The sequence below is a fragment of the Sphingomonas sp. G-3-2-10 genome (assembly GCF_012927115.1).
In the GTDB taxonomy this organism is placed as follows: Bacteria; Pseudomonadota; Alphaproteobacteria; order Sphingomonadales; family Sphingomonadaceae; genus Sphingomonas.
The window spans coordinates 32,109-55,785 of record NZ_JABBFY010000001.1; the positions used below are offsets into that span (position 1 = coordinate 32,109).

The 23,677-nt window shown below is 66.6% G+C and carries 21 protein-coding genes; 9 read left to right on the top strand and 12 right to left on the bottom strand.

Translation table 11 applies throughout. The features are described from left to right. Window positions 1-6: 6 nt before the first annotated feature. From acnA to HHL13_RS00205, 4 genes are all read right to left on the bottom strand, one after another. Window positions 7-2,676, bottom strand: coding sequence for an aconitate hydratase AcnA (gene acnA, locus HHL13_RS00190; protein WP_169553779.1), 2,670 nt, complete (start codon window positions 2,674-2,676; stop codon window positions 7-9). 178 nt (window positions 2,677-2,854) lie between these two features. Next, a complete protein-coding gene (locus tag HHL13_RS00195; RefSeq protein WP_346775577.1) occupies window positions 2,855-3,289 on the bottom strand; it encodes a very short patch repair endonuclease in 435 nt (144 codons plus the stop codon). After that, the gene (locus tag HHL13_RS00200; protein WP_169553781.1) at window positions 3,241-3,822 is read right to left on the bottom strand and encodes a GIY-YIG nuclease family protein; all 582 of its coding nucleotides are present in this window, start codon (window positions 3,820-3,822) and stop codon (window positions 3,241-3,243) included. The genes HHL13_RS00195 and HHL13_RS00200 overlap by 49 nt, the downstream gene beginning before the upstream one ends. A 25-nt stretch (window positions 3,823-3,847) precedes the next feature. Continuing rightward, the gene (locus HHL13_RS00205; protein WP_240953580.1) at window positions 3,848-5,032 is read right to left on the bottom strand and encodes a DNA cytosine methyltransferase; all 1,185 of its coding nucleotides are present in this window, start codon (window positions 5,030-5,032) and stop codon (window positions 3,848-3,850) included. 260 nt (window positions 5,033-5,292) lie between these two features. Between HHL13_RS00205 and HHL13_RS00210 the strand changes: the two genes are divergently transcribed. From HHL13_RS00210 to HHL13_RS00220, 3 genes are all read left to right on the top strand, one after another. After that, on the top strand, window positions 5,293-6,213 hold the full coding sequence (locus HHL13_RS00210; protein WP_169553782.1) for a hypothetical protein: 921 nt from the start codon (window positions 5,293-5,295) through the stop codon (window positions 6,211-6,213). A 53-nt stretch (window positions 6,214-6,266) separates the two neighbouring features. Next, window positions 6,267-7,376 (top strand): hypothetical protein, encoded by a 1,110-nt coding sequence (locus HHL13_RS00215; protein ID WP_169553783.1) that lies wholly within the window; start codon window positions 6,267-6,269, stop codon window positions 7,374-7,376. 92 nt (window positions 7,377-7,468) lie between these two features. Next, on the top strand, window positions 7,469-8,017 hold the full coding sequence (locus tag HHL13_RS00220; RefSeq protein WP_169553784.1) for a superoxide dismutase family protein: 549 nt from the start codon (window positions 7,469-7,471) through the stop codon (window positions 8,015-8,017). 116 nt (window positions 8,018-8,133) lie between these two features. On the opposite strand, the gene HHL13_RS00225 is transcribed toward HHL13_RS00220, so the two are convergent. Then, window positions 8,134-9,699 (bottom strand): MFS transporter, encoded by a 1,566-nt coding sequence (locus HHL13_RS00225; RefSeq protein ID WP_169553785.1) that lies wholly within the window; start codon window positions 9,697-9,699, stop codon window positions 8,134-8,136. 107 nt (window positions 9,700-9,806) lie between these two features. Here HHL13_RS00225 and HHL13_RS00230 point away from each other — a divergent pair, with 107 nt between their 5' ends. Beyond that, on the top strand, window positions 9,807-10,268 hold the full coding sequence (locus HHL13_RS00230) for a low molecular weight protein-tyrosine-phosphatase (RefSeq protein ID WP_169553786.1): 462 nt from the start codon (window positions 9,807-9,809) through the stop codon (window positions 10,266-10,268). Window positions 10,269-10,284: 16 nt separating this feature from the next. Here the strand turns inward: HHL13_RS00230 and chrA are convergent, their stop codons facing one another. Further along, window positions 10,285-11,679: a chromate efflux transporter gene (gene chrA / locus HHL13_RS00235; protein ID WP_169553787.1), complete on the bottom strand. Its 1,395-nt coding sequence runs from the start codon at window positions 11,677-11,679 to the stop codon at window positions 10,285-10,287. Beyond that, window positions 11,676-12,512 (bottom strand): sulfurtransferase/chromate resistance protein, encoded by an 837-nt coding sequence (locus HHL13_RS00240; protein WP_169553788.1) that lies wholly within the window; start codon window positions 12,510-12,512, stop codon window positions 11,676-11,678. The genes chrA and HHL13_RS00240 overlap by 4 nt, the downstream gene beginning before the upstream one ends. Window positions 12,513-12,682: 170 nt before the next feature. On the opposite strand from HHL13_RS00240, the gene HHL13_RS00245 reads away from it, so the two are divergent. Further along, a complete protein-coding gene (locus HHL13_RS00245; protein ID WP_169553789.1) occupies window positions 12,683-14,485 on the top strand; it encodes a hypothetical protein in 1,803 nt (600 codons plus the stop codon). Window positions 14,486-14,584: 99 nt separating this feature from the next. Beyond that, on the top strand, window positions 14,585-15,292 hold the full coding sequence (locus HHL13_RS00250) for a hypothetical protein (protein ID WP_169553790.1): 708 nt from the start codon (window positions 14,585-14,587) through the stop codon (window positions 15,290-15,292). Between the two features lie 22 nt (window positions 15,293-15,314). Here HHL13_RS00250 and HHL13_RS00255 read toward each other — a convergent pair whose 3' ends face one another. After that, complete coding sequence (locus HHL13_RS00255) at window positions 15,315-16,109, bottom strand: DUF4198 domain-containing protein (RefSeq protein WP_169553791.1); 795 nt, start codon at window positions 16,107-16,109, stop codon at window positions 15,315-15,317. Window positions 16,110-16,251: 142 nt separating this feature from the next. Between HHL13_RS00255 and HHL13_RS00260 the strand changes: the two genes are divergently transcribed. Beyond that, window positions 16,252-17,613, top strand: coding sequence for a peptide MFS transporter (locus tag HHL13_RS00260; RefSeq protein ID WP_169553792.1), 1,362 nt, complete (start codon window positions 16,252-16,254; stop codon window positions 17,611-17,613). Here HHL13_RS00260 and HHL13_RS00265 read toward each other — a convergent pair. The 4 genes from HHL13_RS00265 to thpR are packed head-to-tail and all read right to left on the bottom strand — an operon-like array spanning window position 17,610 to window position 22,310. Then, the gene (locus tag HHL13_RS00265) at window positions 17,610-19,016 is read right to left on the bottom strand and encodes a UdgX family uracil-DNA binding protein (RefSeq protein WP_169553793.1); all 1,407 of its coding nucleotides are present in this window, start codon (window positions 19,014-19,016) and stop codon (window positions 17,610-17,612) included. The genes HHL13_RS00260 and HHL13_RS00265 overlap by 4 nt on opposite strands. A 26-nt stretch (window positions 19,017-19,042) precedes the next feature. Continuing rightward, window positions 19,043-20,293 carry a putative DNA modification/repair radical SAM protein gene (locus HHL13_RS00270; RefSeq protein WP_169553794.1) on the bottom strand — a complete coding sequence of 417 codons (1,251 nt, stop codon included), beginning with the start codon at window positions 20,291-20,293 and terminating at the stop codon, window positions 19,043-19,045. A 46-nt stretch (window positions 20,294-20,339) separates the two neighbouring features. Beyond that, window positions 20,340-21,722, bottom strand: a complete 1,383-nt coding sequence (locus tag HHL13_RS00275; protein WP_169553795.1) for an RNB domain-containing ribonuclease — start codon at window positions 21,720-21,722, stop codon at window positions 20,340-20,342. Window positions 21,723-21,773: 51 nt separating this feature from the next. Beyond that, a complete protein-coding gene (gene thpR / locus HHL13_RS00280; protein ID WP_169553796.1) occupies window positions 21,774-22,310 on the bottom strand; it encodes an RNA 2',3'-cyclic phosphodiesterase in 537 nt (178 codons plus the stop codon). A gap of 129 nt (window positions 22,311-22,439) precedes the next feature. On the opposite strand from thpR, the gene HHL13_RS00285 reads away from it, so the two are divergent. Further along, the gene (locus tag HHL13_RS00285; RefSeq protein WP_169553797.1) at window positions 22,440-23,183 is read left to right on the top strand and encodes a Bax inhibitor-1/YccA family protein; all 744 of its coding nucleotides are present in this window, start codon (window positions 22,440-22,442) and stop codon (window positions 23,181-23,183) included. 167 nt (window positions 23,184-23,350) lie between these two features. Then, on the top strand, window positions 23,351-23,653 hold the full coding sequence (locus HHL13_RS00290) for a hypothetical protein (RefSeq protein ID WP_240953581.1): 303 nt from the start codon (window positions 23,351-23,353) through the stop codon (window positions 23,651-23,653). Window positions 23,654-23,677 lie beyond the last annotated feature (24 nt).

Genomic DNA, 23,677 nt, shown 5'->3' on the forward strand with positions numbered 1-23,677 from the left:
AAGCGATCAGGCCGCCAGTTTGCGCAGGACGTACTGGAGGATGCCGCCGTTGAGGAAATATTCCAGCTCGTTGACGGTATCGATGCGGCAACGGGTGAGGAAGGTTTCGACCTTGCCGTTGGCGCGGGTGAGGGTGACTTCGACATCCTGACGCGGACGCAGGTTCGCGACGCCGGTGATGGTGAAGGTCTCGGTACCGTCGAGCTTGAGCGTCTCGCGGGTCACGCCCTCGGCGAACTGCAACGGAACGACGCCCATGCCGACCAGGTTCGAGCGGTGGATACGCTCGAAACTCTCGGTGATGACCGCGCGGACGCCGAGCAGGTTGGTGCCCTTTGCCGCCCAGTCGCGCGACGAGCCGGTGCCGTATTCCTTGCCCGCGACGATCACCAGCGGCGTGCCGTCGGCCTTGTGGCGCATCGCGGCGTCGTAGATCGGCATCACCTGATCGTGATACTTGGTCATGCCGCCTTCGATGCCGGGCACCATTTCGTTTTTAATCCTGATATTAGCGAACGTACCTCGCACCATGACTTCGTCGTTACCGCGGCGCGCGCCGTAGCTGTTGAAGTCCTTCTTCGCGACCTGACGCTCCTGAAGGAACGTGCCGGCGGGGCTGTCCGCCTTGATCGAACCCGCGGGCGAAATGTGATCGGTGGTGATCGAGTCGCCGAGGATCGCGAGCGGCTTGGCTTCGATGATATCGTTCACCGGCGCAGGGGTCATCGTCATGCCGGCGAAATAGGGCGGGTTGTGGATGTAGGTCGAGGCGGGCGGCCAGTTATAGGTGTCCGAACCTTCCACCGAAATCGCCGACCAGTGCTTGTCGCCCTGATAGACGTTGCCGTAGCGGGCGCGGAACATGCCGTCGTCGATATTGGCCGCCATTACCGAGGCAACCTCTTCATTTGAGGGCCAAATATCCTTGAGGTAAACCGGGCCGTTGGTGCCTTCGCCGATGGGGGTCGAGTGCATGTCCTCGGTCACGGTGCCCTTGAGGGCATAGGCGACCACGAGGGGGGGCGAGGCGAGGAAGTTCGCGCGCACGTCCGGCGAGACGCGGCCTTCGAAGTTGCGGTTGCCCGACAACACAGACGCCGCGACGATATCGTTGCCGTTGATCGCGGCCGAGATCGGCTCGGCCAGCGGACCCGAATTGCCGATGCAGGTGGTGCAGCCATAACCCACCAGATTGAAGCCGATCGCGTTCAGATCCTCCGACAGCCCCGCCTTGTCGAGATAGTCGGTCACGACCTGCGACCCCGGCGCGAGCGAGGTCTTCACCCACGGCTTGCGCGTCAGGCCCAGCGCCCGCGCCTTGCGCGCGACCAGACCCGCGGCGACCAGCACCGAGGGGTTGGACGTGTTGGTGCACGAAGTGATCGCGGCAATGACAACATCGCCGTCGCCAATGTCATGGTCCGCACCTTCCACAGCGACGCGGGCCGGGCCGTCCTTGTGATAGACCTTGGTCAGATCGCCGTTGAACACTTCGTCCACGGCATCGAGACTGACGCGATCCTGCGGACGCTTCGGACCGGCGAGCGACGCGCAGACGCTGCTCATGTCGAGCTCGAGCGTGTCGGTGAAGATCGGATCGGCCGCATCTTCCTCACGCCAGAAGCCGTTGGCGCGGCAATAAGCCTCGACCAGCGCGATTTCCTCGTCCGGCCGGCCGGTGAGGCGGAGATAATCGAGGCTGCGATCGTCGATCGGGAAGAAGCCGCAGGTCGCGCCATATTCGGGCGCCATGTTGGCGATGGTCGCGCGATCCGCCAGCGTCATCGCCGACAGGCCCGGGCCATAGAATTCGACGAAGCGGCCGACCACGCCCTTGGCGCGCAGCATCTGGGTGACGGTGAGCACCAGATCGGTGGCGGTGATGCCTTCGTTGAGCTTGCCGGTCAGCTTGAAGCCGACGACTTCGGGGATCAGCATCGACACCGGCTGGCCGAGCATCGCGGCCTCAGCCTCGATGCCGCCCACGCCCCAGCCGAGAATGCCGAGGCCGTTGACCATCGTGGTGTGGCTGTCGGTGCCGACCAGCGTATCGGGATAGGCGATCTCGGCGCCGTCGGCGGCCTTGGACGACCAGACCGCGCGGCCGATATATTCGAGGTTCACCTGGTGGCAGATGCCGGTGCCCGGGGGAACGACCTGGAAATTGTCGAGCGCCTTCGAACCCCATTTCAGGAACTCGTAGCGCTCCAGATTGCGGTCATATTCCAGCTCGACATTCTGCTCGAACGCCTTGGGCGAGCCGAATTCGTCGACCATCACCGAGTGATCGATGACGAGATGGACAGGAACCTGCGGATTGATCTTCGCGGCATCGCCGCCGAGCGAGGTGATCGCATCGCGCATCGCGGCCAGATCGACCACGCAGGGAACGCCGGTGAAATCCTGCATCAGCACACGGGCGGGGCGATACTGGATCTCACGGTTCGACCGGGCATCCTTCTGCCAGTCGACGATCGCCTGCGCATCCTCACGCGTGACCGTCACGCCATCCTCGAAGCGGAGCATATTCTCGAGCAGCACCTTCATCGAGAAGGGCAGGCGGCTGATGTCGCCGAGCTTCTTCGCGGCCTTGGGCAGCGAGTAGAAGTCGTAGGACTTGCCGTTCACGTCGAGCGTGTCGCGGATACCGAGGGTGTCGTTGCCGATGGCGGTCATTGCGGAAGGGTCCCTTTCCCAGTGTTGTGGCCGGCGGGGCGCTCGGGGAGTGCGGGGCTCTTTGGGGAGCCGCGCGGGCGCGCGTGCCGGTTGCTGCGCATGCGAAGATTCGCGTGCGCCTTAGCGCGGGATGGGGTGCGGGGGAAGGGGAGGGGGAAGGAAGTGGCTATGGGATGGATCAAGCCAGAAATTCCGCAATTCGGCGCAGGAGTTCCTCACGATCGCGAATCTCGCATTCCCAGATAACCAGAACCCGCCACCGGTCGGCATTCAATGCCGAATTGGAGGCGCAATCTCGGTCGCGGTTCCGTTGAATCTTGGCCGTCCAATAGGATGCGTTGGTCTTTGGAATTCGCGAGCCGCGTTTGCAGTCATGTCCGTGCCAAAAACACCCGTGTACGAAAATGACCTTTCGCCGGCCCGCAAATACGAGATCAGGACAGCCCGGCAGGGACTTTCTGTGAAGCCTGTATCTGAAGCCCAATGAGGTCACGGCTTTCCGAACTGTCAATTCCGGAGTCGTGTTGTGGGATCGAACCGATCGCATGATTGAGCTTCGGTCGATTATCCTTCTCCTTGATCGCCCTCGATCTCCTGTCCCAGCTTGAGCAATTCGCGATGATAGCGCTGCAGGCGCTGGAAATGCGCCTCTATGGCGCCTGCAATCTCCCGAGAATTTTTCACGGCCAGAAAGTGGCCAACAATCTGCGAATAGTGCTCAGCCTGACGTGGAAGACGCAGCGCCGGATCCAGTTTTTCGGCGATTTCACCATCCGCCATAACCTGAACGACCTGTGCAGGTTCCGGCAGGGCGATTGCTGTTGCGGGCGCCGGAGGAACCTTACCGTTCATCAGCGCCGATTTTGGGTGAAACGCATGAAACAGCGCATCTTCCAGCGGATTGATGTCCGAGGAATTCTCAACAGGATATGCCCAGACGTGGGCGATTTCCCAGACATCGACCTGCCGGTTCGCGATGATATCGGATCGGGCGGATGTGAGGTGACGATTCACGCGTGCGCGAATGCCATCCTTGGATTGCCCGACATAAAGCGGAACAGCGTTCAGATCACAGAGAACATAGCAGCCGATCTGATTCGTTAGGGTTCGAACCGCCCGACGGCGGAAGTCCAAGTCAATCGCCATACCGTCGACTTAGGCTGCAACAGCCTCAAGCTGCAATAGAGCCGCGTTCGCTTTCCACATTGTCGAGTATCGGTTCCAACAAGTGAGAAGCGAGATATCGCACCACAGGCACACAGACCCCATCGCCGGCCACATGATAAGCATCATTGTATCGTTCAGGGAGGATGTAACCGTCTGCCAGTCCCATCAAACGTGCGGCTTCTCGCGGAGAGAGCAGCCGCGAGCGGATGGATTCGCCTTCGACCACCACGATAGTCTGTCGGCTTGATCCGCCTGCCGGCGTTCTAAGGCAGCCGGCCATATCGTCGAATCGCACCTCCGCCCTTTGACGCTTGACGCCGCGTTCATCGAGACGAGTGCGCTTGTACACGCCGCCAACCTGCTTGCGGCCAGAAGTGCGAACCTGCGCGATCTTCGCGAGATGCAAAGGCGTCATCATGGCGAGTAATCTCTCGGTTTCGGCCTTCGAATGCCAACGGCAACCGGTTGGCTTCTCCTCGATCAGATCGATGAATCCGGTATTGCGAGGTGCTGGGGCAGGAAGCCGCCACCATACCCATTGCGATTTTGCTTCTTCCGGAAGGCGAGATTGGGCAGCGCGAAGCGAAACGGGATGCCAGATTTCGTCCTGCTCCGAACCGTGAAGCCCTGTCGGCAAGGGGACATCCTCTGCGACCGCCACGAAGAAAAGCCGAGCCCTGCTTTGCGGAACAAAATGTCGGGCGTCCATGACCATGGCCCCGTATTTGTATCGCGCTTGGGCAAGAGCTTCGCAAAGCGCCTGGAAGTCGCGTCCATCACGCGAGGTGATCGCGCCAACCACGTTTTCAAGCACAATGACTTTGGGCGCGCGGCCTTCATCCCTGAGTTTGCTCATCAGAGCCCAGAACGGCCAGAACGTGCCTGATCGCGTGAGCACTTCGGATGAGGATTCTCCAAGCCCGCGATATTTCCCGGCAAGGGAAAGATCCTGACAGGGGAAGGAGGCCCAGGTCAGATCGGCGCGGCCTGGCAATTGGCTGGAAGCGACTTTCGCCACGTCGCCTTCGAAAAAGTGGTCGTCGCCCCAATTTGCGATATAGGTGCGAGCCTTCATTTCATTGAAATCATTCGCGAATTGGCAGCGCCAGCCCGAGCCGAGCCCGGCATTCGCCATGCCGCCGCCGGCGAAAAATTCATAGAAGGTTCGCTGTTGCGTCATCGCTCCCATCCAAGGCTCCGACATCTCTTTAACCCCGTCCAAGAAATTGAGAAGCGCACATTTGGCGGATGCAGAATCGTTTCCAGCCGCGAAAGTCTTAGCGTTGTTTCCAATTTGTTCCAACCGGTCTGGATATAGTTATATCGGAAATGGATGAACCTGTTCGTCCGCAGCTGTGACCGGCGCTGGATATTTGTTCCCATTCCCCCCTGTCCTACACGGAAATCCCCGGATAACTGACTTGCTCCTTTTTGCAGGGAGCGAGTCGGATGGTGGGGAAGGATGCGCGGCGCTGGACGGTGGAGCATAGATCGGGGTTTCTCCGTGCGCTTGCCGAAACCGGGACGGTCAAGGGCGCCTGTGCGGCGATCGGGAAATCGGTGGCGGGGGCGCATTACCGGCGGCAGCGGGAGCCGGACTTTGCCGAGGCCTGGGATCATGTGCTGGGGCGGGTGAAGTCCGCCTGGGCCGGGGCGCGCGAGGTGGCGGTGGTGGTGCCGGCGACGGGCAGGCTGGCCGGCTATCGCATGCGGCATGACGGGTGGACGCCCGCGCGGCAGCAATTGTTTCTCACCGCATTGTCGCAGACCGGGTGCGTGCGCGACGCGTGTTTGCGGGCGGCGATTTCGGAGACTTCGGCGTATCGCTGGCGGCGGAAGTCGAAGCGCTTTGCCACGGCGTGGGAGCGGGCGCTGCGCAAGGCGCGGCCGACGATCGAAGCGGAAGCCTATCGCCGCGCGGTGGAAGGCTGGGACGAGGCCGTGATCCGGAACGGGGAAGTGGTGTCGGTGAAGCGGCGCTATTCGGATTCGCTGTTGCGGACCTTGCTGACGCGGGAGGCCGGGCGTGGGGCGGGTGCGGGGAAAGGCGAGGATGTCTTTGCCGATCTGCAGTTGAAGCGCTGGCCCGGCGAACGCGAGAGCGAGTGGCTGGAGCGCCGCGCGCGGGGCGCGGCGAAGGCGGCGGGGGGACAATTCTTCCACCGCGCGACCGAGGAAGATACCAATGCGGCGCTGATGAAGCAGCTGGCGATGCTGAAGAAGACCATGGTGAACGAAGTGGCCGAGGCGGAGCGGTTTGCGAAGCGGGTGAGCGAGGCGCGGGCGAGCCGGGCGGCTGCGGACGAGGTGCGGGCGGTGGAAGGCGAAGTGCTGCCGCCCGAACCGCGGCTGCGGATCACGCGATTGTAGCGCGGGCGGTGCGCGGGCATGGTGCGCGGGCGACGGGTTTCGGGGAGCGGGCGATGCGGCGGGTTTGGGAGCTGATGGCGGGGCTGGCGCTGGTGGCGGGCGGCTGTGGGAGCGCAGCGGCGCAGGACGCGGCGCCGGTGACTCCGGTCGCCCCGATCGCGGCACCGCATCCGCAGACGCCGCAGGAGATTGCCAAGACGTGCCGCCGGGTGGGCGATGTGGCGAGCCGCTCGGGCCAGGCGCAGTTCCTGCGGATCGCGCCGGAGAGCGCGGCTCGGCTGGCGGAGATCGGGCTGGACCGGGCGGGCGTGTTCGCGCGGATGGCGGAGACTTCGATCCCCGAGACGGTGGGCTGCTGGGCGATGCCGGTGGGGAATTTCGACAGCCAGCTGATCTCGGTCGGCATGTCGCAGTGGAATTTCGGGACGGGCAGCCTGCAGCCGGTGCTGAAGGCGTGGCGGAAGGAGTTTCGTTCGGGGCGGGACTATCGCCGGGCGGTGCGGGCGCTGGCGCCGGTTTACGGGAAGCTGCTGTTCTCGCGCGATTGCCTGAAGGTGCCGGTGGGGGACAAATGCCGCGCGGGCGTGCTGGCGGCGCATGGAGCGGACGGGTGGCTGAACCCGGTGCTGTTTGGCGAACTGACCGCGATCTTCGAGAGCGACGAGATGCTGCAGGTGCAGACGGATCATTATGTCGCGCTGCTGGAAGCGGTGCGGCTGGACCTGCTCCGGGTGTTCGCGGGGCAGCCGATCACGATGCGCAAGGTGCGCTGGGCGGTGGATACCAAGGTGCAGCAGGGCTTTTTCCCGGCGGACGAGGATCTGGCGCGAGTGCGCGGCAAGCTGGCGGCGATGCCCGAGGCGGAGCGGTGGGACCGGCTTCGCGCGATCTTCGGCTGGTATCGCAACCTCAGCCTGACGATCGATCAGGACGGGGTGAAGCGCGACCATGAATGGAATTACGAACAGTGGAACTGCATGATCGACAAGGGGCGGATCGATCCCGAGCAATATGAGATGCTGCACCTGACCTTCATCCGCAGCCGGACCGCGGTGGGGAATAGCGGGCGGTGGCAGGCGCTGACCTTTTCGCGGCGGGCGAAGATCGTGCTGGGGGTGGGGAGTGTCTCGGGCGTGCGGGACGGCAGCTGCACCGCGGGGTGAGCGCGCGTAATATTGTGTTTCCGGGCGGTGTCGCGCTTGGAACCTGCGCGGCTTCCGGCCATTGGTGGGCGAAACCTTATGGGAGTAGCGCGATGACGGCTTTGCGGATTGGGGCGGCAGTGGTGGTTCTGGCCGGGCTGGGTGCTTGTACGGCGCAGGACGAGGCACGGCCGGAGAGCGGCGGGCGCTATGCCGCGGGCAGCTTCGTGGCGGAAGCGCTGCTCAAGACCGCCGAGGGCGCCGACGCGGGCAAGGCGTGGGTCAAGCAGAAGGACGGCGACCTGGTGGTGAGCATGGAGGTGACCGGCGTGTCGCCGGGGCTGCACGGGGTGCATATCCACACCACCGGCAAGTGCGAGGCGCCGGGCTTCACCACCGCGGGCGGCCACTGGAACCCGAGCGGCCACCAGCATGGCAGCATGAACCCCGCCGGCCCGCATGTGGGCGACATTCCCAACCTGACCGTGGGCGCGGACGGCAAGGGCAAGCTGAGCTTCACCCTGCCGGGTGGCGCGTTCGAGGATCTGCTGGACGAAGATGGCGCGGCGTTCGTGGTCCATGCCGGGCCGGACGATCTGAAGACCGATCCGGCGGGCAATAGCGGCGCGCGGATCGCCTGCGGCGTGTTCGCGGCGAAATAGTCGGGTTCAGCGCAGCTGAACCGGTTGCGGCACCAGCCCGCTCCCCCACCCGACCTCCCATCCAGCATATTCTGTGGGAGTCCGGGTGGGGGAGCGGGCTGGTGCCGTCTTCAGCATCAAAGCGGTTCGCCGGACTGACGCGCGCGTTCCTCGCGGCTGGCCTCGGCTTTCGGGACCAGCCGGTAAGCCGCGATGCCGGCGATCACGGCGAGCGGGACGGTGGCGATCAGCCAGAGGATGCCGGTCGACAGGTTGCCGCCGTGAAGATCGGCGATGCGGCCGGCGAGATAGGGTCCCATCGCCAGGCCGAGCAGCGTGGTGCCGATGAAGAAGGCCGCGGTGGCGGTACCGCGCATGCGGGGCAGGACGAGATCCTGCGTCGCGGCTGCGGCGGAGCCGAGCGCGCTGCTGGCGAGGAACTGGGCGATGGGGAGCATCGCGTAATAGATCGACTTGTCGCCGGTGGTGAAGGCGATGGCGACCGGCGGGATGGGCGCGACCGCGCCGAACAGGATCACCGCGATCCGGCCCGAAGCGAAACGCTGGCGCAACCGGTCCGCCGCCATGCCGCCCAAGGTGACGCCGAGGAAACCGGCGAGGATCGCCGGGCCGCCGACATAGAGCCCGATCTCGGCCGGCGTCGCGCCGAAGGTGCGGATGCCGTAGATCGGCGCGACCGCCGAGACGGCATAGGCCATGAACGCGTTCAGCCCGTACGCCAAGACGACGAAGAGGAAGGCGGGGGTGCCGACGATCAGCGCGAAGGTGGGCCGGTCCCGATGGCGCAGCGCCGCCGCCCAGCTGTACACCGCATAGACGCCGATCCCGACCGCGATCCATTGCGGCTTCGGCTCGCCCGCCCAGATCAGCGCGCCGACCGCGAGGATGACGAGCAGCAGCACCGCGAGATTGCCGATCAGCGCGTTCACGCCGTTGCGCGCGGCGCCGATCAGGGTGAAGGGCGGGACGATCGTCAGCAGATCCTCGAAAAAGGCCTTGAACGGAGCAGGGTGCGGCGGAGCGATCAGCCCCTCGGACTGGCCGCGCTGCGGCTCGCGCAGGGTGAAGACGATGACGGCGAGGACGATGCCCGGCAGGCCGACCGCCATGAACGCCGCCTGCCAGCCGACCAGCCCGAACGGCCCGCCGCCGGGATAGGCCGCGTTCCACCATTCGACGATCTTGCCGCCGAGGAACAGCGAGAAGCCGCCGCCGAAATAGATGCCGGCCGAATAGATGGCGAGCGCGGTGGCGCGCTGGCGCTTGGGGAACCAGTCCGACAGCAGCGAATAGGCGGCGGGGCTGGCGGTGGCTTCGCCGACGCCGACGCCGATCCGCGCGGCGGTGAGCTGGAGCCCGTTGCGGGCGAGGCCGGAAAGCGCGGTCATCGCCGACCAGAGCGCGAGACCGGCGGTCAGCAGGCGGACGCGGTGCCAGTTGTCCGCCAGCCGCCCGAGCGGGATGCCGAACAGCGCGTAGAAGACCCCGAAGGCGGTGCCGTAGAGAAAGCCGATATCGGCGTGGCTGAGGCCGAGATCCTTCTGAATATCGTCGGCGAGGATGGTGATGATCTGGCGATCGATGAAATTCAGCGCATAGACGAGGAAGAGGACGATGAGGACGTACCAGCTGTACGCGCTGGCGCGGGTTTCGGACGGGGCCGTGGACGCGTGAGTCGCCAAGTCGCTCTCCCTGTGCTTTTATCCGGGCGCACCCGGCAAAGGCGGGGCACCGGTTCGCGTTTCCATCGAGGCTATCAGACCATACCGCATTTACGAAAGGGGATTTCGTGAAGCCGCCTTCCTTCCTGTTCGTGTGCCTGGGCAATATCTGCCGGTCGCCGCTGGCCGAGGCGGCGATGCGCGAAGCAGCGGCGCGGGCTGGCATCGAAGTGGAAGTGGACAGCGCGGGCACTGGCGACTGGCATGTCGGCTTTCCGCCCGATCCGCGATCGCAGGCGGTGGCCGCGCGGCACGGGATCGACATTTCGGAATACCGGGCGCGGCACGTGCGCGGGCAGGACTTCCGTCACTACGATCAAATCCTTGCGCTCGACCCGCAGAATTTGCGCGACCTGCGCGCGATCGCGCCGAGCGACGGGACGGCCGAGCTGACCCTGTTGATGGATCATGTGCCCGGCCGCGCCGGATATGGCGTGCGCGATCCCTATTATGGCGACGAGAGCGATTTCGACGCGGTGTGGGGCGATGTGGTGCTGGCGGCCGAGGCGCTGGTGAAGCGGCTGGGGTAAGCGGGCCGATAGCCGCTCACCCCTCCGCGCCGGCAAGGTACAGTGCGATGCCCGCCAGCGATGCGCCGCCAAGCGTGGCGAAGATGCCTGCCCTCAGACGGAACATCGCGACGATCGCCGCCGCCGAGATTGCGAGCGCCCATAGATCGATGCTCGCGAGAACGGGCATGTCGAAATGGACCGGCCCGGCGGCGAAGGGGCGCACCTGACGGAAGATCGTGTGGATCGCGAACCAGATGGCGAGGTTCAGAACCACGCCGACCACCGCGGCGGTGATCGCGGACATCGCGCCCGACAGCGCGGCATTGCTCCGCATCCGTTCGATGAAGGGCGCGCCGAGGAAGATCCACAGGAAGCAGGGCACGAAGGTGACCCATGTCGCGAGCAGGCCGCCCAGCGTTCCGGCGAGCAATGGCGAGAAGATGCCGGGGTGACGGTATGCGCCCATGAAGCCGACGAATTGCAGCACCATGATCAGCGGGCCGGGCGTGGTTTCGGCCATGCCGAGGCCGTCGAGCATCTCGCCGGGAGCGAGCCATTGATAATTCTCGACTGCCTGCTGCGCGACATAGGCGAGCACGGCATAGGCGCCGCCGAAGGTGACCACCGCCATCGTCGAGAAGAAGGTCGCGATCTGGGTGAAGACGCTGCCCTGTCCGGCCAGCGCGACGAGCAAGGCGACCGGAGCGAGCCACAGGAAGAGCCACGCCGCTGCCTGGCGCAGTGTCTGGCCGAGGGTGGGGCTGGCATGGGCGGGGAGTTCCTCGCCGAGCAGCGTATCGGCATCGGCGACCAGATTGCCCTTGCTCGCGCCATGCCCGCCGCCGACCTGAAACGCCGCGATGCCCGCGCGGCCGCCGAGAAAGCCGATCACGCCCGCGCCGAGGATGATGAGGGGGAAGGGCACGCCGAGGAAGAAGATCAGGACGAAGCCCATGCCCGCGATCGCGCGCATCACATCGTTCCGCAGCGCGCGCCCGCCGATCCGCAGCACGGCCTGAAGCACGACCGCCAGCACGGCGCATTTGAGGCCGTAGAACAGCGCCGAGACGATCCCGACCTTGCCGTAGAGCGCGTATATCCAGCTGAGCGCCATGATCGAGATCGCGCCGGGCAGGACGAACAGCACGCCCGCCACGAGGCCGCCCTTGGTCCGGTGCATCAGCCAGCCGATATAGGTGGCAAGCTGCTGTGCCTCGGGCCCCGGCAGCAACATGCAATAGTTGAGCGCGTGCAGGAACCGCTGCTCGCCGATCCAGCGTTTCTCCTCGACCAGGATGCGATGCATCACCGCGATCTGACCCGCCGGGCCGCCGAAGGATAGTGCGGCGATGCGCAGCCACACCCAGAAGGCTTCGCGGAGGGTGACGGGTTCCGGGCGGGATGGCGCGGCCGTGACGGCAGCGCTCATGCCCGCGCGCCCTTCGCCTGGTGCGAGACCCAGTCGTGCGTCTCTCCGGTCGCGTCGCGGCACCAGCGGTAGAGCGCGTCATAGACGAGCATCCCGGCGTCGAGCTGTTCGAGATCGTCGGCGAACAGGCGCGACAGGCCGAGGGATACGGCGAGCAGGCCGGCGGCTTCGGGCACGAGATCGGGACGCCCGGTGTCCGCGCCGCGAACGATTGCAGCGAGACGGGTGAGCGCGGGGAAGCCGGACAGGCCGAAGCGCTCGACCATGACATCGAAGGTGCAGCGATCGCCGTCATGGCTCCACACGATCCCTTCGCCTTCGATGTCGAACGGCGCGGCATCGAACCGGTCGGCTACGCCGGCGACTTCGGCGGGCGGCACGAACAGGAAGAGGGCGGCGGGATCGACGAAGCGCCGGATCAGCCAGGGGCAGGCGATGCGATCGACCTTGGGCCGGGCGCGGGTGACCCAGACGGTGCGCCCCTGAGGATCGCGCGGCGGCAGGACCACTTCGGGCACGGCGGGATGACCGCCGCGCGACCAGGCGTCGAACCCGCCTTCGAGCGTTTCGGCATCGGCGCCGGCCTGGCGCAGCCATGCCGCCGCGCCCTGACCCGCGGCCTTGCCGTCGCGGCAGACGACGACCACGCGGCGGCCGGCACAAGCCGGTGACCAGATGGCGATATCGGCCGGCGCGCGGCGGACCGCGCCGGGGACCGATCGCGGATCGGCGGCGAACTCCGCGTCGGAGCGGACGTCGATGACGGACAGCGCGCCGGTCGCGCCGACGAGGCGAACGAACTTGTCGAGGGATATCGTATTCGGTGCAGACATGGGGCGCCCTAAAGTCGGTGAAGGACGCGATGCTTCAGCCTGACGCCTCATGGGGTGATCGCAATCCCCATGAGGCGATTGAGCAAAATCGGGCACCGACTGTCAAGCGCGGCGATTGTCGTGGCGGATGCGCGCCGGTACGGTGGCGGCCGGAACGGGGGAGGGACACCATGAGGGCAATGGGCCGGATTGCCTGGGGGCTGATCGCGCTGCTTGCGGCGGCGGTTCCGCTGGCCGGTGCGGGGGCGCAGGACGCCGAACCGCGCGACCGTCGCAGCTTTTCCTGCCCGATCGGCGGCAAGGCGTTCGTACAGGATGTCGGCTATTTCGCCCTGCCGATCGCGCGCTTTCCGGACGGAAGCTGGCTGGGCGATCACCTGATCGACGTGCAGATTCCGGTGTGTCCCGACAATGGGCTGGTGCTGTTGCCGGACTATCGCGCGTCGGAGACCCGGATGGCGTATCGCAGCTATACCCCCGCAGAGCTGGCGCGGCTTCCGGTGCTGATCGCCGATCCGGCCTATGCCGCGCTGAAGCCCGACGGGCATTATGCGCAGGCCTATTGGCTGGCGACGCAGCTGGGCCTGCCGGCGCAGGACCGGTTCCACATGCTGCAGCGGGCGACATGGGGCGCGAGGGCAGCGCCGCTGCGGCGGCGGCTGGTCGAGCGGATGGTGGCCGATCTGCCGGGCCTGATCGATGACGCCGGGGTGACGCCGGCGGAGCAGCGGACGATGCGCTGGTATCTGATCAACGGATTGCGCGAGCTGGGCCGGTTCGACGCGGCGCTGGCGCTGCTCGGGAAGGCCGGAGCGGACGCGGGGCCGGAGGCCGACGGGCCGGAAGCGATGCGGCGGGCGATCGCCGAACGGGACGATGCCCGGTTCCCGGCCGAACTGCTCGAGCCGCGAATGGTGGGCCAGGTCTGTGACGGGGGGCTGGATCGTATTTATGGTCCGCGCGCGCCGGCTTCGGTGGCGGCGTGCAAGACCCGGCGGGAGCGCGAGGCGGCGGAATTCGATGCAAGCGAGGCGGCAATCGAGGAATCGATCGCGCTGCGGCGTGACCCGGCCGGGCTGGCGGCGCGTTGCGCGGCGACGGCGGAGCGCGCGCGGAGCCGGGGGCTGGCGATGGCGTGCGAAGCCCAGCAGGATGCGCGCGACGAGGCGGCTGCCGACGAACTGGTGACGGACGGGCCGGCGCTGGCCGCGGCGTGCGACGCCACTCCGGAGACCGGGCGGAAGGGGCCGCTGTTCCACGCCTGCATTTCCTACGGGATTTCGCTCGAATCCGAACTGGCCGAAGCGATCGCCCGGGATGACGACGCCTGGGCGGTGCTTTGCCCGGGCGGCGAGGATGTCGAGGTCGAGGATCGCAATTCGCATGTTTCGGCTGCCTGCGGATCGGCCGGGCGGCTGCGCCACGACCATGCGGTCGAAGCGCTGCTGGCCGATCCGGTGGCGCTCGACGCGCAGTGCCGGACCACGCCGGAAGACGCGCGGTCGTTCCTTCTGGGCAGTGCCTGCCAGGGCCGCGAGACGCAGAAGCAGGTCGCGCGGATCGATCTGCTGGCAACCGACGCGGCGGCCTTTGCGCGCGAATGCGGCCGGTATCGCGGGCGGATCGCGGCGTCGAAGCAGATGAGTGGCGACGACAAGGAAGAAGAGGTCTGCCGCTGGGCGCACAATCTGCGAGAGAACCGCAAGGTCATCGCCGATGCCCAGGCGCAGGGCCTGATCTGCTCGCCGGAGACGCTGTACACGCCTTTCCGTCCGCGATGCGTGACCAAGGCGGACCATGACGCCGAACAGGCGCGGGAAATGGCGATCCCCGAGGTGCGGCGCCTGCGCGACGACCGGTTCGCCGAGGACAGCAGCCTGAGCAAGGCGGCGCGGGCGCGGGCGGCGGCGATCGTCGCCCGGGCAAAGGAAGACCGCAGCTATCCGAAGCGCCGGCCCGGCGACCGCTGGTGATGGCGGGCCGCGATTACCAGCCGGAACGGCGCAGATCGATGCTGCCCCGGGCCGCAATCTGTGAGACCATCGCCCAGCCGTCATCAACGGGAGCGGATCATGGAAAGCTACACCCTCTATCTGGTCAACCGGTCGGCCACCGTGCAGAATTTCTGGTGCTTCCTCGCGCCGCCGCAGGAACTGGCGAACGATCCCGGCGTGTTCGCCAGTTCGAGCGTGTGTCTGGCGGTTCCGCCGAACGATCCCGGCGTCAACAGCCTCGTCATTCCGGTGCAATATGTTGTGGGCGCAGGCGCGAGCAACGAGGCCGTGGGCCTGGGCGCGGTGATCAATTCGAGCGTCACCCAATATGCCGACGTATCGCAGGTGTGGCAGGCGGCCTATGCGGACGCGCCGCCCAATATGGGGCCATCGCTCTATGTGACGCAGGATCCGACTCCGCCGAATACCATCGCGATCGCCGCCAATGCATTCGATCAGGCGCAGAACGAGAACAACGCGTGGTTCGGCAATATGTCGTTCGGCATTCAGACCGAAGCCGGCTTTATGGGCATGAGCTGGTCGCCCTATCCAAATCAGGTGCGGACGATCACGCCGAACCTGAGCTTCTTCGTCGCCACCGGTGACTTTGACAGCAACATGCTGACCGACTGGACCCAGCTGCAATATGGCGCGCAGCTTTCGGTATCGCAGAATTTCAGCCTTGGCGCGTGCACCGTCACCTGTACCGACACGGGCCAGTGGAACGTTACGCCGGGCGCGCCGATGCAGGGGCAGGCGGTGCGCGGCGGGGGCGTGCAGTTCTGAACGCTGCCGCCGCCATGCGCCGTCAGACCGCGTCGAACGCCAGCGTATAGGTGTAGCTGCGCCACGGCGTTTCCGAGCCGGCGGGCGCAGGTGCGCGGTGGCGGACGAGGATCAGATAGGTGCCGGCGTCGGCGGGGGTGAGGCTGAACTTGCCTGCCGCGTCGCTGGTGACTTCGGCGGCGACTTTGCGACCGTCATAGACGCCGGCGCTGCGGAACAAAGTGATCGTGGCGTTGCCGAGCGGCTTGCCGTCGAAGAGCAGGACGAACTGCGCGGCGTTGCCGGCCTCGATGCTGTTGGGGTGCGTGACGGGCTGGATCTCCAGCGCGGCGCCCTGCGGCTTGAGCGCGCCGCCGGTCTGGGTCTTCTTCGTCACATAGGCGTCGGCGAGGGTCATGCTCTGGACCGCGACGGTGGTGGCGCCGGCGGGGATTTCCGCGCCTTCCTCACCGCGGATGATCCAGTTCTTGCCGTCATTGTACATGGTCGACTTGCGCCCGGCGCGCTGGCCCATGGTGATGCGATAGGTGCCGTCGGCCTTCACGTCCGCCTCGAAGATGGCGAGATCGCGCAGATAGGTGACCGGGCCGACATCGCCGCGGGTGCCGTCGGGCTTGATCAGGTGGAACGGCGCATCGCGCATCGCGACCTCGGGGACGAAGGCGTCCTCGGCGAAGGACGAGGTGACGGTGACGTGATCGCCGGTGATCTCGAACAGGGTGGGCAGGACATAGGGCATGTGCGCGCTGGCCGCGCCCGCGACGAGCAGGGCGGCACCCGCGGCGATGGCGGCGGTGCGTTTCCAGAGCGATTTCATGACAGTCCCCTTGATGGCCGCGCGATGGCGTTTGCGGGCTTGTTATCGAGATTAAGAATGAGTCGCAATTAAAACCTTGGCAAGTTTGCCGCTCGTCGCCCCCGGCCTTTTCTGCCAGCCTGTGCAGGCAAGGGGAGCGGCGATGACGGACGAAGTGGCGAGCGGGCGCGGCTGGATGGGCGGGCATCCCAAGGGGCTGGCCTATCTGGCGTTCACCGAGCTGTGGGAGCGGTTTTCCTACTACGGGATGGCGGCTTTGCTCTCGCTGTATCTGGTCAAGCAGTTGCTGATGCCGGGCCATGCCGAGCATGTGCTGGGGCTGGAGACCCTGCGCGGCGTCTTCGAGTTTCGCGGGCCGATCAGCGACGCGGCCTTCGCTTCGCTGATCTATGGCTGGTATGGCGGGCTGGTCTATTTCACGCCGATCCTGGGCGGGATGATCGCCGATCGCTGGCTGGGCGCGAAGCGGACGGTGGTGGCCGGCGCGCTGCTGATGAGCGCGGGGCATCTGGCGATGTCGTTCGATTCGAGCTTCCTGATCGCGCTGCTGCTGCTGATTCTCGGATCGGGATGCCTGAAGGGGAATATCTCGGCACAGGTGGGCACGCTGTACCCGCAAGCGGCGGAATCGCTGCGCGAGCGCGGCTTCACGATATTCTCGACCGGCATCAACATCGGATCGGTGCTGGGGCCGCTGGCGACGGGGACGGTCGCGGCAGTGTGGGGCTGGCACGCCGGGTTCGGGCTGGCCGCGGTGCTGATGCTGCTGGCGCTGGTCATCTATCTGGCCGGGCAGCGGCATTTGCCCGAGCGCCGGCCGCAACGGCGCGAGGTCCGGACGGCGATGCCGCCGCTGACGCGCGAGGAGAAGGCGCGGAGCTGGGCACTGATCGGATTGATCGCGCTGACCGTGCCGGGCGTGCTCGCCTATTCGATGATCTGGAATATCGGGATCGTGTGGATCGACCAGAAGGTGGACCTCGCTTCGCCCTTCGGCGCCGTGCCGGCAAGCTGGTTCAACTCGGTCGACAGCTTCGCCAGCATCGTGGTGGCCGCGCCGCTGATCGCGCTATGGGCGTGGCAGGCCCGGCGCGGGCGAGAGCCGGGGAGCGTCACCAAGATGGCGATCGGCGCGGCGCTGACCGGCCTGTCGGCACTGGCGCTGGCGCTGGGGAGCGTGCTCGCGGGCGCGGACGGGCGGGTTTCGGTGCTGTGGGTGCTGGCCGGGTTCGTCGGCATGGGCGTGGCGTTCATGTGGTACTGGCCGATCCTGCTGGCGCTGGTGTCGCGATCGGCCCCGGCGAAGCTCAATGCGACGCTGATGGGCGGCGCCTTCCTGGCGCTGTTCGCGGGAACGACGGCGATGGGCTGGGTCGGCAGCTTCTACGACCAGATGAGCAATGTGGCGTTCTGGACGCTGGATGCGGCGATCGCGCTTGGCGGGGCCGCAGTGATCTTCGCGGTGCGCGGGCCGTTGCAGCAAGTGCTGGAGGGCGGAGACTAGGCCAGCGCCGCGACGCGTTCGCCGATGCGGCGGAGGTCGGTGACGAAGGCGGCATATTCCTCGGCGCGGCGGGCTTCGTCGGGAAGGCGGAGGAGGAAGCTGGGGTGGACGGTGACCCAGCCTTCCGATCCATCCGGCAGCGCGATGGGCGCGCCGCGCAGTTTCGAGAGGGTGACGGCCTTGCCCAGCAGCGAATGGGCGGCGGTGGCGCCCAGCGCGACGGTGAGGGCGGGCTTTACGATCTGGCGTTCCTGATCGATCCACCAGCGGCAGGCGGTGATTTCGCCGGCATTGGGGCGTTCGTGGATGCGGCGCTTGCCGCGTCGCTCGAACTTGAAATGCTTGACCGCGTTGGTGACGTAGGCGGCGGCGCGATCGACGCCGGCTTCGGCGAGCGCGCGATCGAACAACTGGCCGGCGGGGCCAACGAACGGGTGGCCGGCAAGGTCCTCCTGATCGCCGGGCTGCTCGCCGACGAACATGAGCCGGGCGTCGGCAGGGCCTTCGCCGAACACCGTCTGGGTCGCAGGCTTCCACAAGGGGCAGCGGGTGCAGTGGGCGCCTTCCTCGCGCAGGGCTTCAAGCGCCTTCGCGGCATTGGCGTGGACCGGCGGGGCGGCATGGGCGGTGGCGATCATCTGGCTCTCCCGGCGTTGGGCGGCGGCGATCAGGCCCGGCACCAAGGCGGTTTCGGGCATGTTTTTCCAATATTTCCTGGGCATCTCCTTCGTCATCATGTCGATCTTGAGCCGGGCGGGATTGAAGGTGGAACCGTAATAGGTCTTCCACACCGCTTCGATCGGATCGCCTTCGGGCGCGTCCTCGCGGCTGGCGGGGGGACCCTCGAGCACGGTGTCGCCGTCCCAGTGGAGGCTGCCCCGGGGCGTGAGGATCGACCAGCGCATCGTGGCGAAGCGGCGGACGAAGAAGCCGGCGTTCGCGCGCAATATGTGATGTTCGGGCTCGAACCAGGCGATGAATCGCGGCTCGCCGTCGTCGTCCGGGGCTTCGCGGAAGCGGAGAAAGGCGCGCATCTTGTGGATGTCGCGGCGGACCGATTTGGCGAGGTCTTCGAGGCGGCGGAGCAGCGGATCGGCTTCGTCGCCGATCAGACCGGGCTCGCGCCGCAGCCGCATCAGCATCGCATAGAGCAGCGAGAAGCGCTGGGGATCGCTGTGGAGGATCACGCTTTCGGCGAGATCGACGAAGCGGCGGGGCACGCCGAACTGCGCGCCTGCGACCGGCGGCGGAAGCGGGCCGGGGGCGTCGGCGAACAGATCGGCCGGCGCGTCGCCGACCTGCCAGCTGATGCGATCGGGCGGGATTTCGGCGAGCGCCAGCGCACGGGCGGCGGCGCGCCAGCCGTCGCTGTCATCCTCGGCGTCCAGACGCACCAGCGGCATCGCGATCTCCTGCGCTGTCCGGCGTTTCAGGCGGCGAAAAGTTCCAGCTGCTCGCGCGGCGCGGCTGCCTGCGGCAGCGGATCGGCGCTGTCGGCGAGCGCGACGGGACGCCAGTCGGCGGCGATCAGGAACGGGCGCAGCTTGGCGATGCCGCGGGTGAGGCGAGCGACATCCTCGAGCCGGAGCCGCCGCCAGCGCCGGGTGGCGAGGATGGCGTCGACGGCCTTCACGCCGAGGCCGGGGACGCGGAGCAAGGCTTCGCGCGGCGCGCGGTTCACGTCGACCGGGAAGCTCTCGCGAAAGCGCAGCGCCCAGGCGAGCTTGGGATCGATATCGAGCGGGAGCATCCCCGACGCGGGATCGGCGGCGGCGGCGATCTCCTGCGGCCGATAGCCGTAGAAGCGCATCATCCAGTCCGACTGGTAAAGCCGGTGCTCGCGCATCAGCGGCGGGCGCTTGAGCGGGAGGACGGTGCTGGCGTCGGGGATCGGGCTGAACGCGGAATAATAGACGCGGCGGAGCTGGTGCCGGTCGTAGAGCGACGCGGCGCGGCCGACGATGTCGCGATCGGTGGCGGCGTCGGCGCCGACGATCATCTGGGTCGACTGGCCGGCAGGGGCGAAGGAGGGCGCGGAGCGATAGCGTTTCACGGCGTCGCGGCCATCCTCGATCGAGGATTTGAGCGCGCCCATCGCACCTTCGATCCGGGTCGAATCCTTTTCCGGCGCGAGGCGGGCGAGACCCGCGACGGTGGGCAGTTCGATATTGATCGAGAGGCGATCGGCGTGGCGGCCGGCAGCTTCGAGCAGGAGCGGATCGGCATCTGGGATCGTCTTGAGGTGGATATAGCCGCGAAAGCCGTGATCCTCGCGCAGCGACCGCGCGACTTCGACGATCTGCTCCATCGTGTAATCGGACGAGCGGATGATGCCCGAGGAGAGGAACAGGCCCTCGATATAGTTGCGGCGGTAGAAGGCGAGGGTGAGATCGACGACTTCCTTCGCAGTGAAGCGCGCGCGGCGGACGTTCGAACTCTTGCGATTGATGCAATAATGGCAGTCGAAGATGCAGCTGTTGGTCAGCAGGATCTTGAGCAGCGAGATGCAGCGGCCATCGGGCGCATAAGCGTGGCAGATGCCCATGCCTTCGGTCGAGCCGATCCCGTCCTTCTGGCCCGCCGAGCTGCGTTTGGCGGTGCCCGACGAAGCGCAGGACGCGTCGTATTTCGCGGCGTCCGCAAGGATTTCGAGCTTTTCGCGGACATCGAGCTGCGCCATGCGTTCGCTATATGTTCCAATGGCTTGCAGCGCAAGCCCCGCACGGTCAGCTGGTCCGTTCGAACGACAATGCGCGCGTGGCGGGATCGGCGGCGGCGAGGCGGAGGTGAAGCGTGTCGCCGGGGGCGGCTTCGGTGACGATCCGGGCGATCACGGGCAGGCCGCACAGCTGGATACGCGCGCCGCGTTCGTCGGTGTCGGTGACCACGGCGGTGAACGCCTGGCCGACATGGTCGCGAAGCATCACGGCTTCGGCAAGGTCGATCACGGCGCGTTCGATCTGGCCGGCGCGCGCTTCGGAGCGGGCCATCACCCTGGGCAGTTTCGGGAAGGCCGCGGCGACGGCATCGGGCACGGCGCGGCCATTGGCGACCGCGAGCGCGGCCTGCACGACATAGCGGTCGGCGAGGCGGCGCAGCGGCGCCGTGGCATGGGCATAGGTGGCGGCCATCGCGGCGTGCCACGGGACCACGCCTTCGCGATAGGGGATATAGGATGCGCCGTCGCCCGCGCGGCGGATGGTGAGCATGAACGCGGCCTGGGCGGGATCGGCGGGATCGAGGCTGCGCTGGAACTGCTCCAGCGTCATGCCCTTGGGCCAATCGATGCTGAGTGCGCGTGCGGCATCGTGCAGGGCGTGGATGGCGCGTTCGCTCGGCCCGGCCATGACTCGGAACAGGCCGGTGTGGTGCGCCTGAAGCGCGTCGGCGAGGGCAAGATTGGCGGCGAGCGAAAGCGCGGCATTGTCGCTTTCGGACTGGAGCCGCGGACGGAAGGTGAGCGCGAAGCCGCCCTCGGGCGTGGCGGCGACTTCCTGTTCGGGCGGATCGACGCGCGCTGCGCCGCGCGCGGCTTCGGCCGACTGGATGCGGCGGGCGAACTCGGCGAAGCCGGGCGGCAGGTCCGAAGCGGTTACCGCGTCATAGGCGAGCTTGGCGCGGCTGCGGATGACCGCGCGCTCGGCGCCGTCGAGCCGGACCGCGCCATCGGGCGCGGCGCGGACGGTGAAGACCACCGCGGGGCGGGGGCCGTCGGGCAGCAGGCTGGCGGCGTTCTGGCTGAGGACCGGCGGATAGAGCGGCGCCTTGCCGTCGGGCAGGTAGATGGTCTGGCCGCGCCGCCATGCCTCGGCATCGATCGCGTCGCCATCGGCGACGAACCAGGCGACATCGGCGATGGCATAGTGGAGCAGGACGTCGCTGCCCGAAGTCTCGATGGCGAAGGCCTGATCGAGATCGGTCGAACTGGCGGGGTCGAGCGTGACGAAATGGCGATCGGTGCGGTCGGCGTGATCGGTTGGCGCGTACTTTGAGGCGGCTTCGGCGGCGGCGACGACTTCGGGGGGGAAGGCTTCGGGAACCGAGAATTCGGTGCGGAGCTTCGTGAGGCTGGCGGCGAGGGCGTTGCCGGGGTCGGCGGGAGTGCGCATGGCATGGTTCTAAGGGCCGACGTGCGGTTGGCAAATCCCGTCGTGGCGGGGTCAATCCAGCTGGTAGCGCTCGATCGTCTCGTAGATCGCACCTTCGCTGCCCAGCGTGCTTTCGAACAGGGTGAAATGGGTGAAGCCGAACGGCTCGCTCGAGAGCCCCGCATGATCGGCGAGGAAGCGATCGGCGATGCCGGGCTGACCGGTCAGGCGGGCGAGTGTGATGTGAGGCAGATAGGCGCGGCGTTCGGGCTCGAGCCCGAGGCGGACCAGCGCCTGATCGATCTTGCGGTGGAGCCCGGCAAGCTCGTCGTGCGGGCGCAGGCCTGCCCAGATCGCGTTGGGACGACCGCGTTTGTCCTCGAACTCGCCGGTGCCGGATAAGGCGACCTGCATCGCGGGCCAGTGAATCTGGCCGAGCGCGAGAGCGACATCCTCGGCCACCGGGCGTTCGACTTCGCCGATATAGCGCAGGGTGATGTGAAGCTGGCCGTCGTCCTGCCAGCGTGCGCCGGGGATGCCGCCCATCAGGGCAAGGAGCCGCGCCCGGATCGCGGCGGGCGGGCGGAGGCCGACGAAGAGGCGATGCATCGCTCGACCCTAGCGGGGCCGCTTCATGATTAACACCCGGCGCGGGACCCGGTTTTGCTTGAAAAACAGACCGCGAACGATGATATTTGGAGACGAAACGGCAGAATTGCCGGTGCAGAGGAGTTGAAGATGGCAAATTGGTCCGATCCGCAGCCGGGCGCAGCCTATGCGTCGCATGTGGACACGAGCACCGCCGAATTCGATGCGGGGCTGCGCTCGTACATGCTGTCGGTGTACAATTACATGACCTCGGGCGTGCTGCTGACCGGCATCGTCGCCATGCTGTTCGCATGGGGCGGCGATAGCTCGCTGGCGGCGCAGGTCTTTTATGGCGGCGGCATCCTGCCGCTGATCATCATCTTTTCGCCGCTGATCGTCGTGTTCGCGATGAGCTTTGGCCAGAACCGCATGTCGACCGGCACGCTGCAGGCGCTCTACTGGACCTACACGGTGCTGATGGGCCTTTCGCTCTCGACGATCTTCCTGCGCTATACCGGCATGTCGATCGCGCAGTGCTTCTTCGCGACCGCCGCCGGCTTCGCGGGCCTGAGCCTGTGGGGCTACACCACCAAGAAGGACCTGTCGGGCTTCGGCACCTTCCTGATCATGGGTCTGGTCGGCCTGATCGTGGCGAGCATCCTGAACATCTTCATGCGCTCGGACTCGCTGGGCTTCGTGATCAGCGCCGCCGGTGTGCTGATCTTCGCTGGCCTGACCGCGTACGACACGCAGAAGATCAAGAGCATGTACGCCTATGTCGCGGGCACCGACATGGTCGGCAAGGTCGTGATCATGGGCGCGCTGAACCTCTATCTCGACTTCATCAACATGTTCCTGTTCCTGCTGCGCCTGTTCGGCAGTGCGCGGGATTAAGTTCCCCGGAACTGACACGGATCAACGGCCCGGCGAAGAAATTCGCCGGGCCGTTTTTCTTTGCGCCGAGCCGGGGAACGGGGGCGGGTTCCACTCGTTTCATTACGGCAACGCTCAAGTGGAGAGTGACAATGGAAGCGAACCCGATCGACCCGGCGATGGACCGAATGTCCGTGACGCCGGCGCCAGAGGATGCCGGCAAGCCCGCCCCGACGCTGGCTGCCGATGCGGGCACCGATGAATCCATCGCCCAGCGCCTCTATCGCAACCCGGAAAGCAAGGAGGCGCGGCTGGACCGCGGTCTCGACGAGTCGATGGACGCGTCGGACCCGCCCGCGACGACCCAGCCGGTACATAATCACGAACCGCCCGAAAGTTCGGGATATGACGCGAAGGCCGAAGCGAAGCTGGCCAAGGGCAACGAGCCCGGCCTGATCGGCAAGATCGCGCAGAAGCTGGGGCTGGGCTGAGGCCGGTTCCGCATAAATCGATGT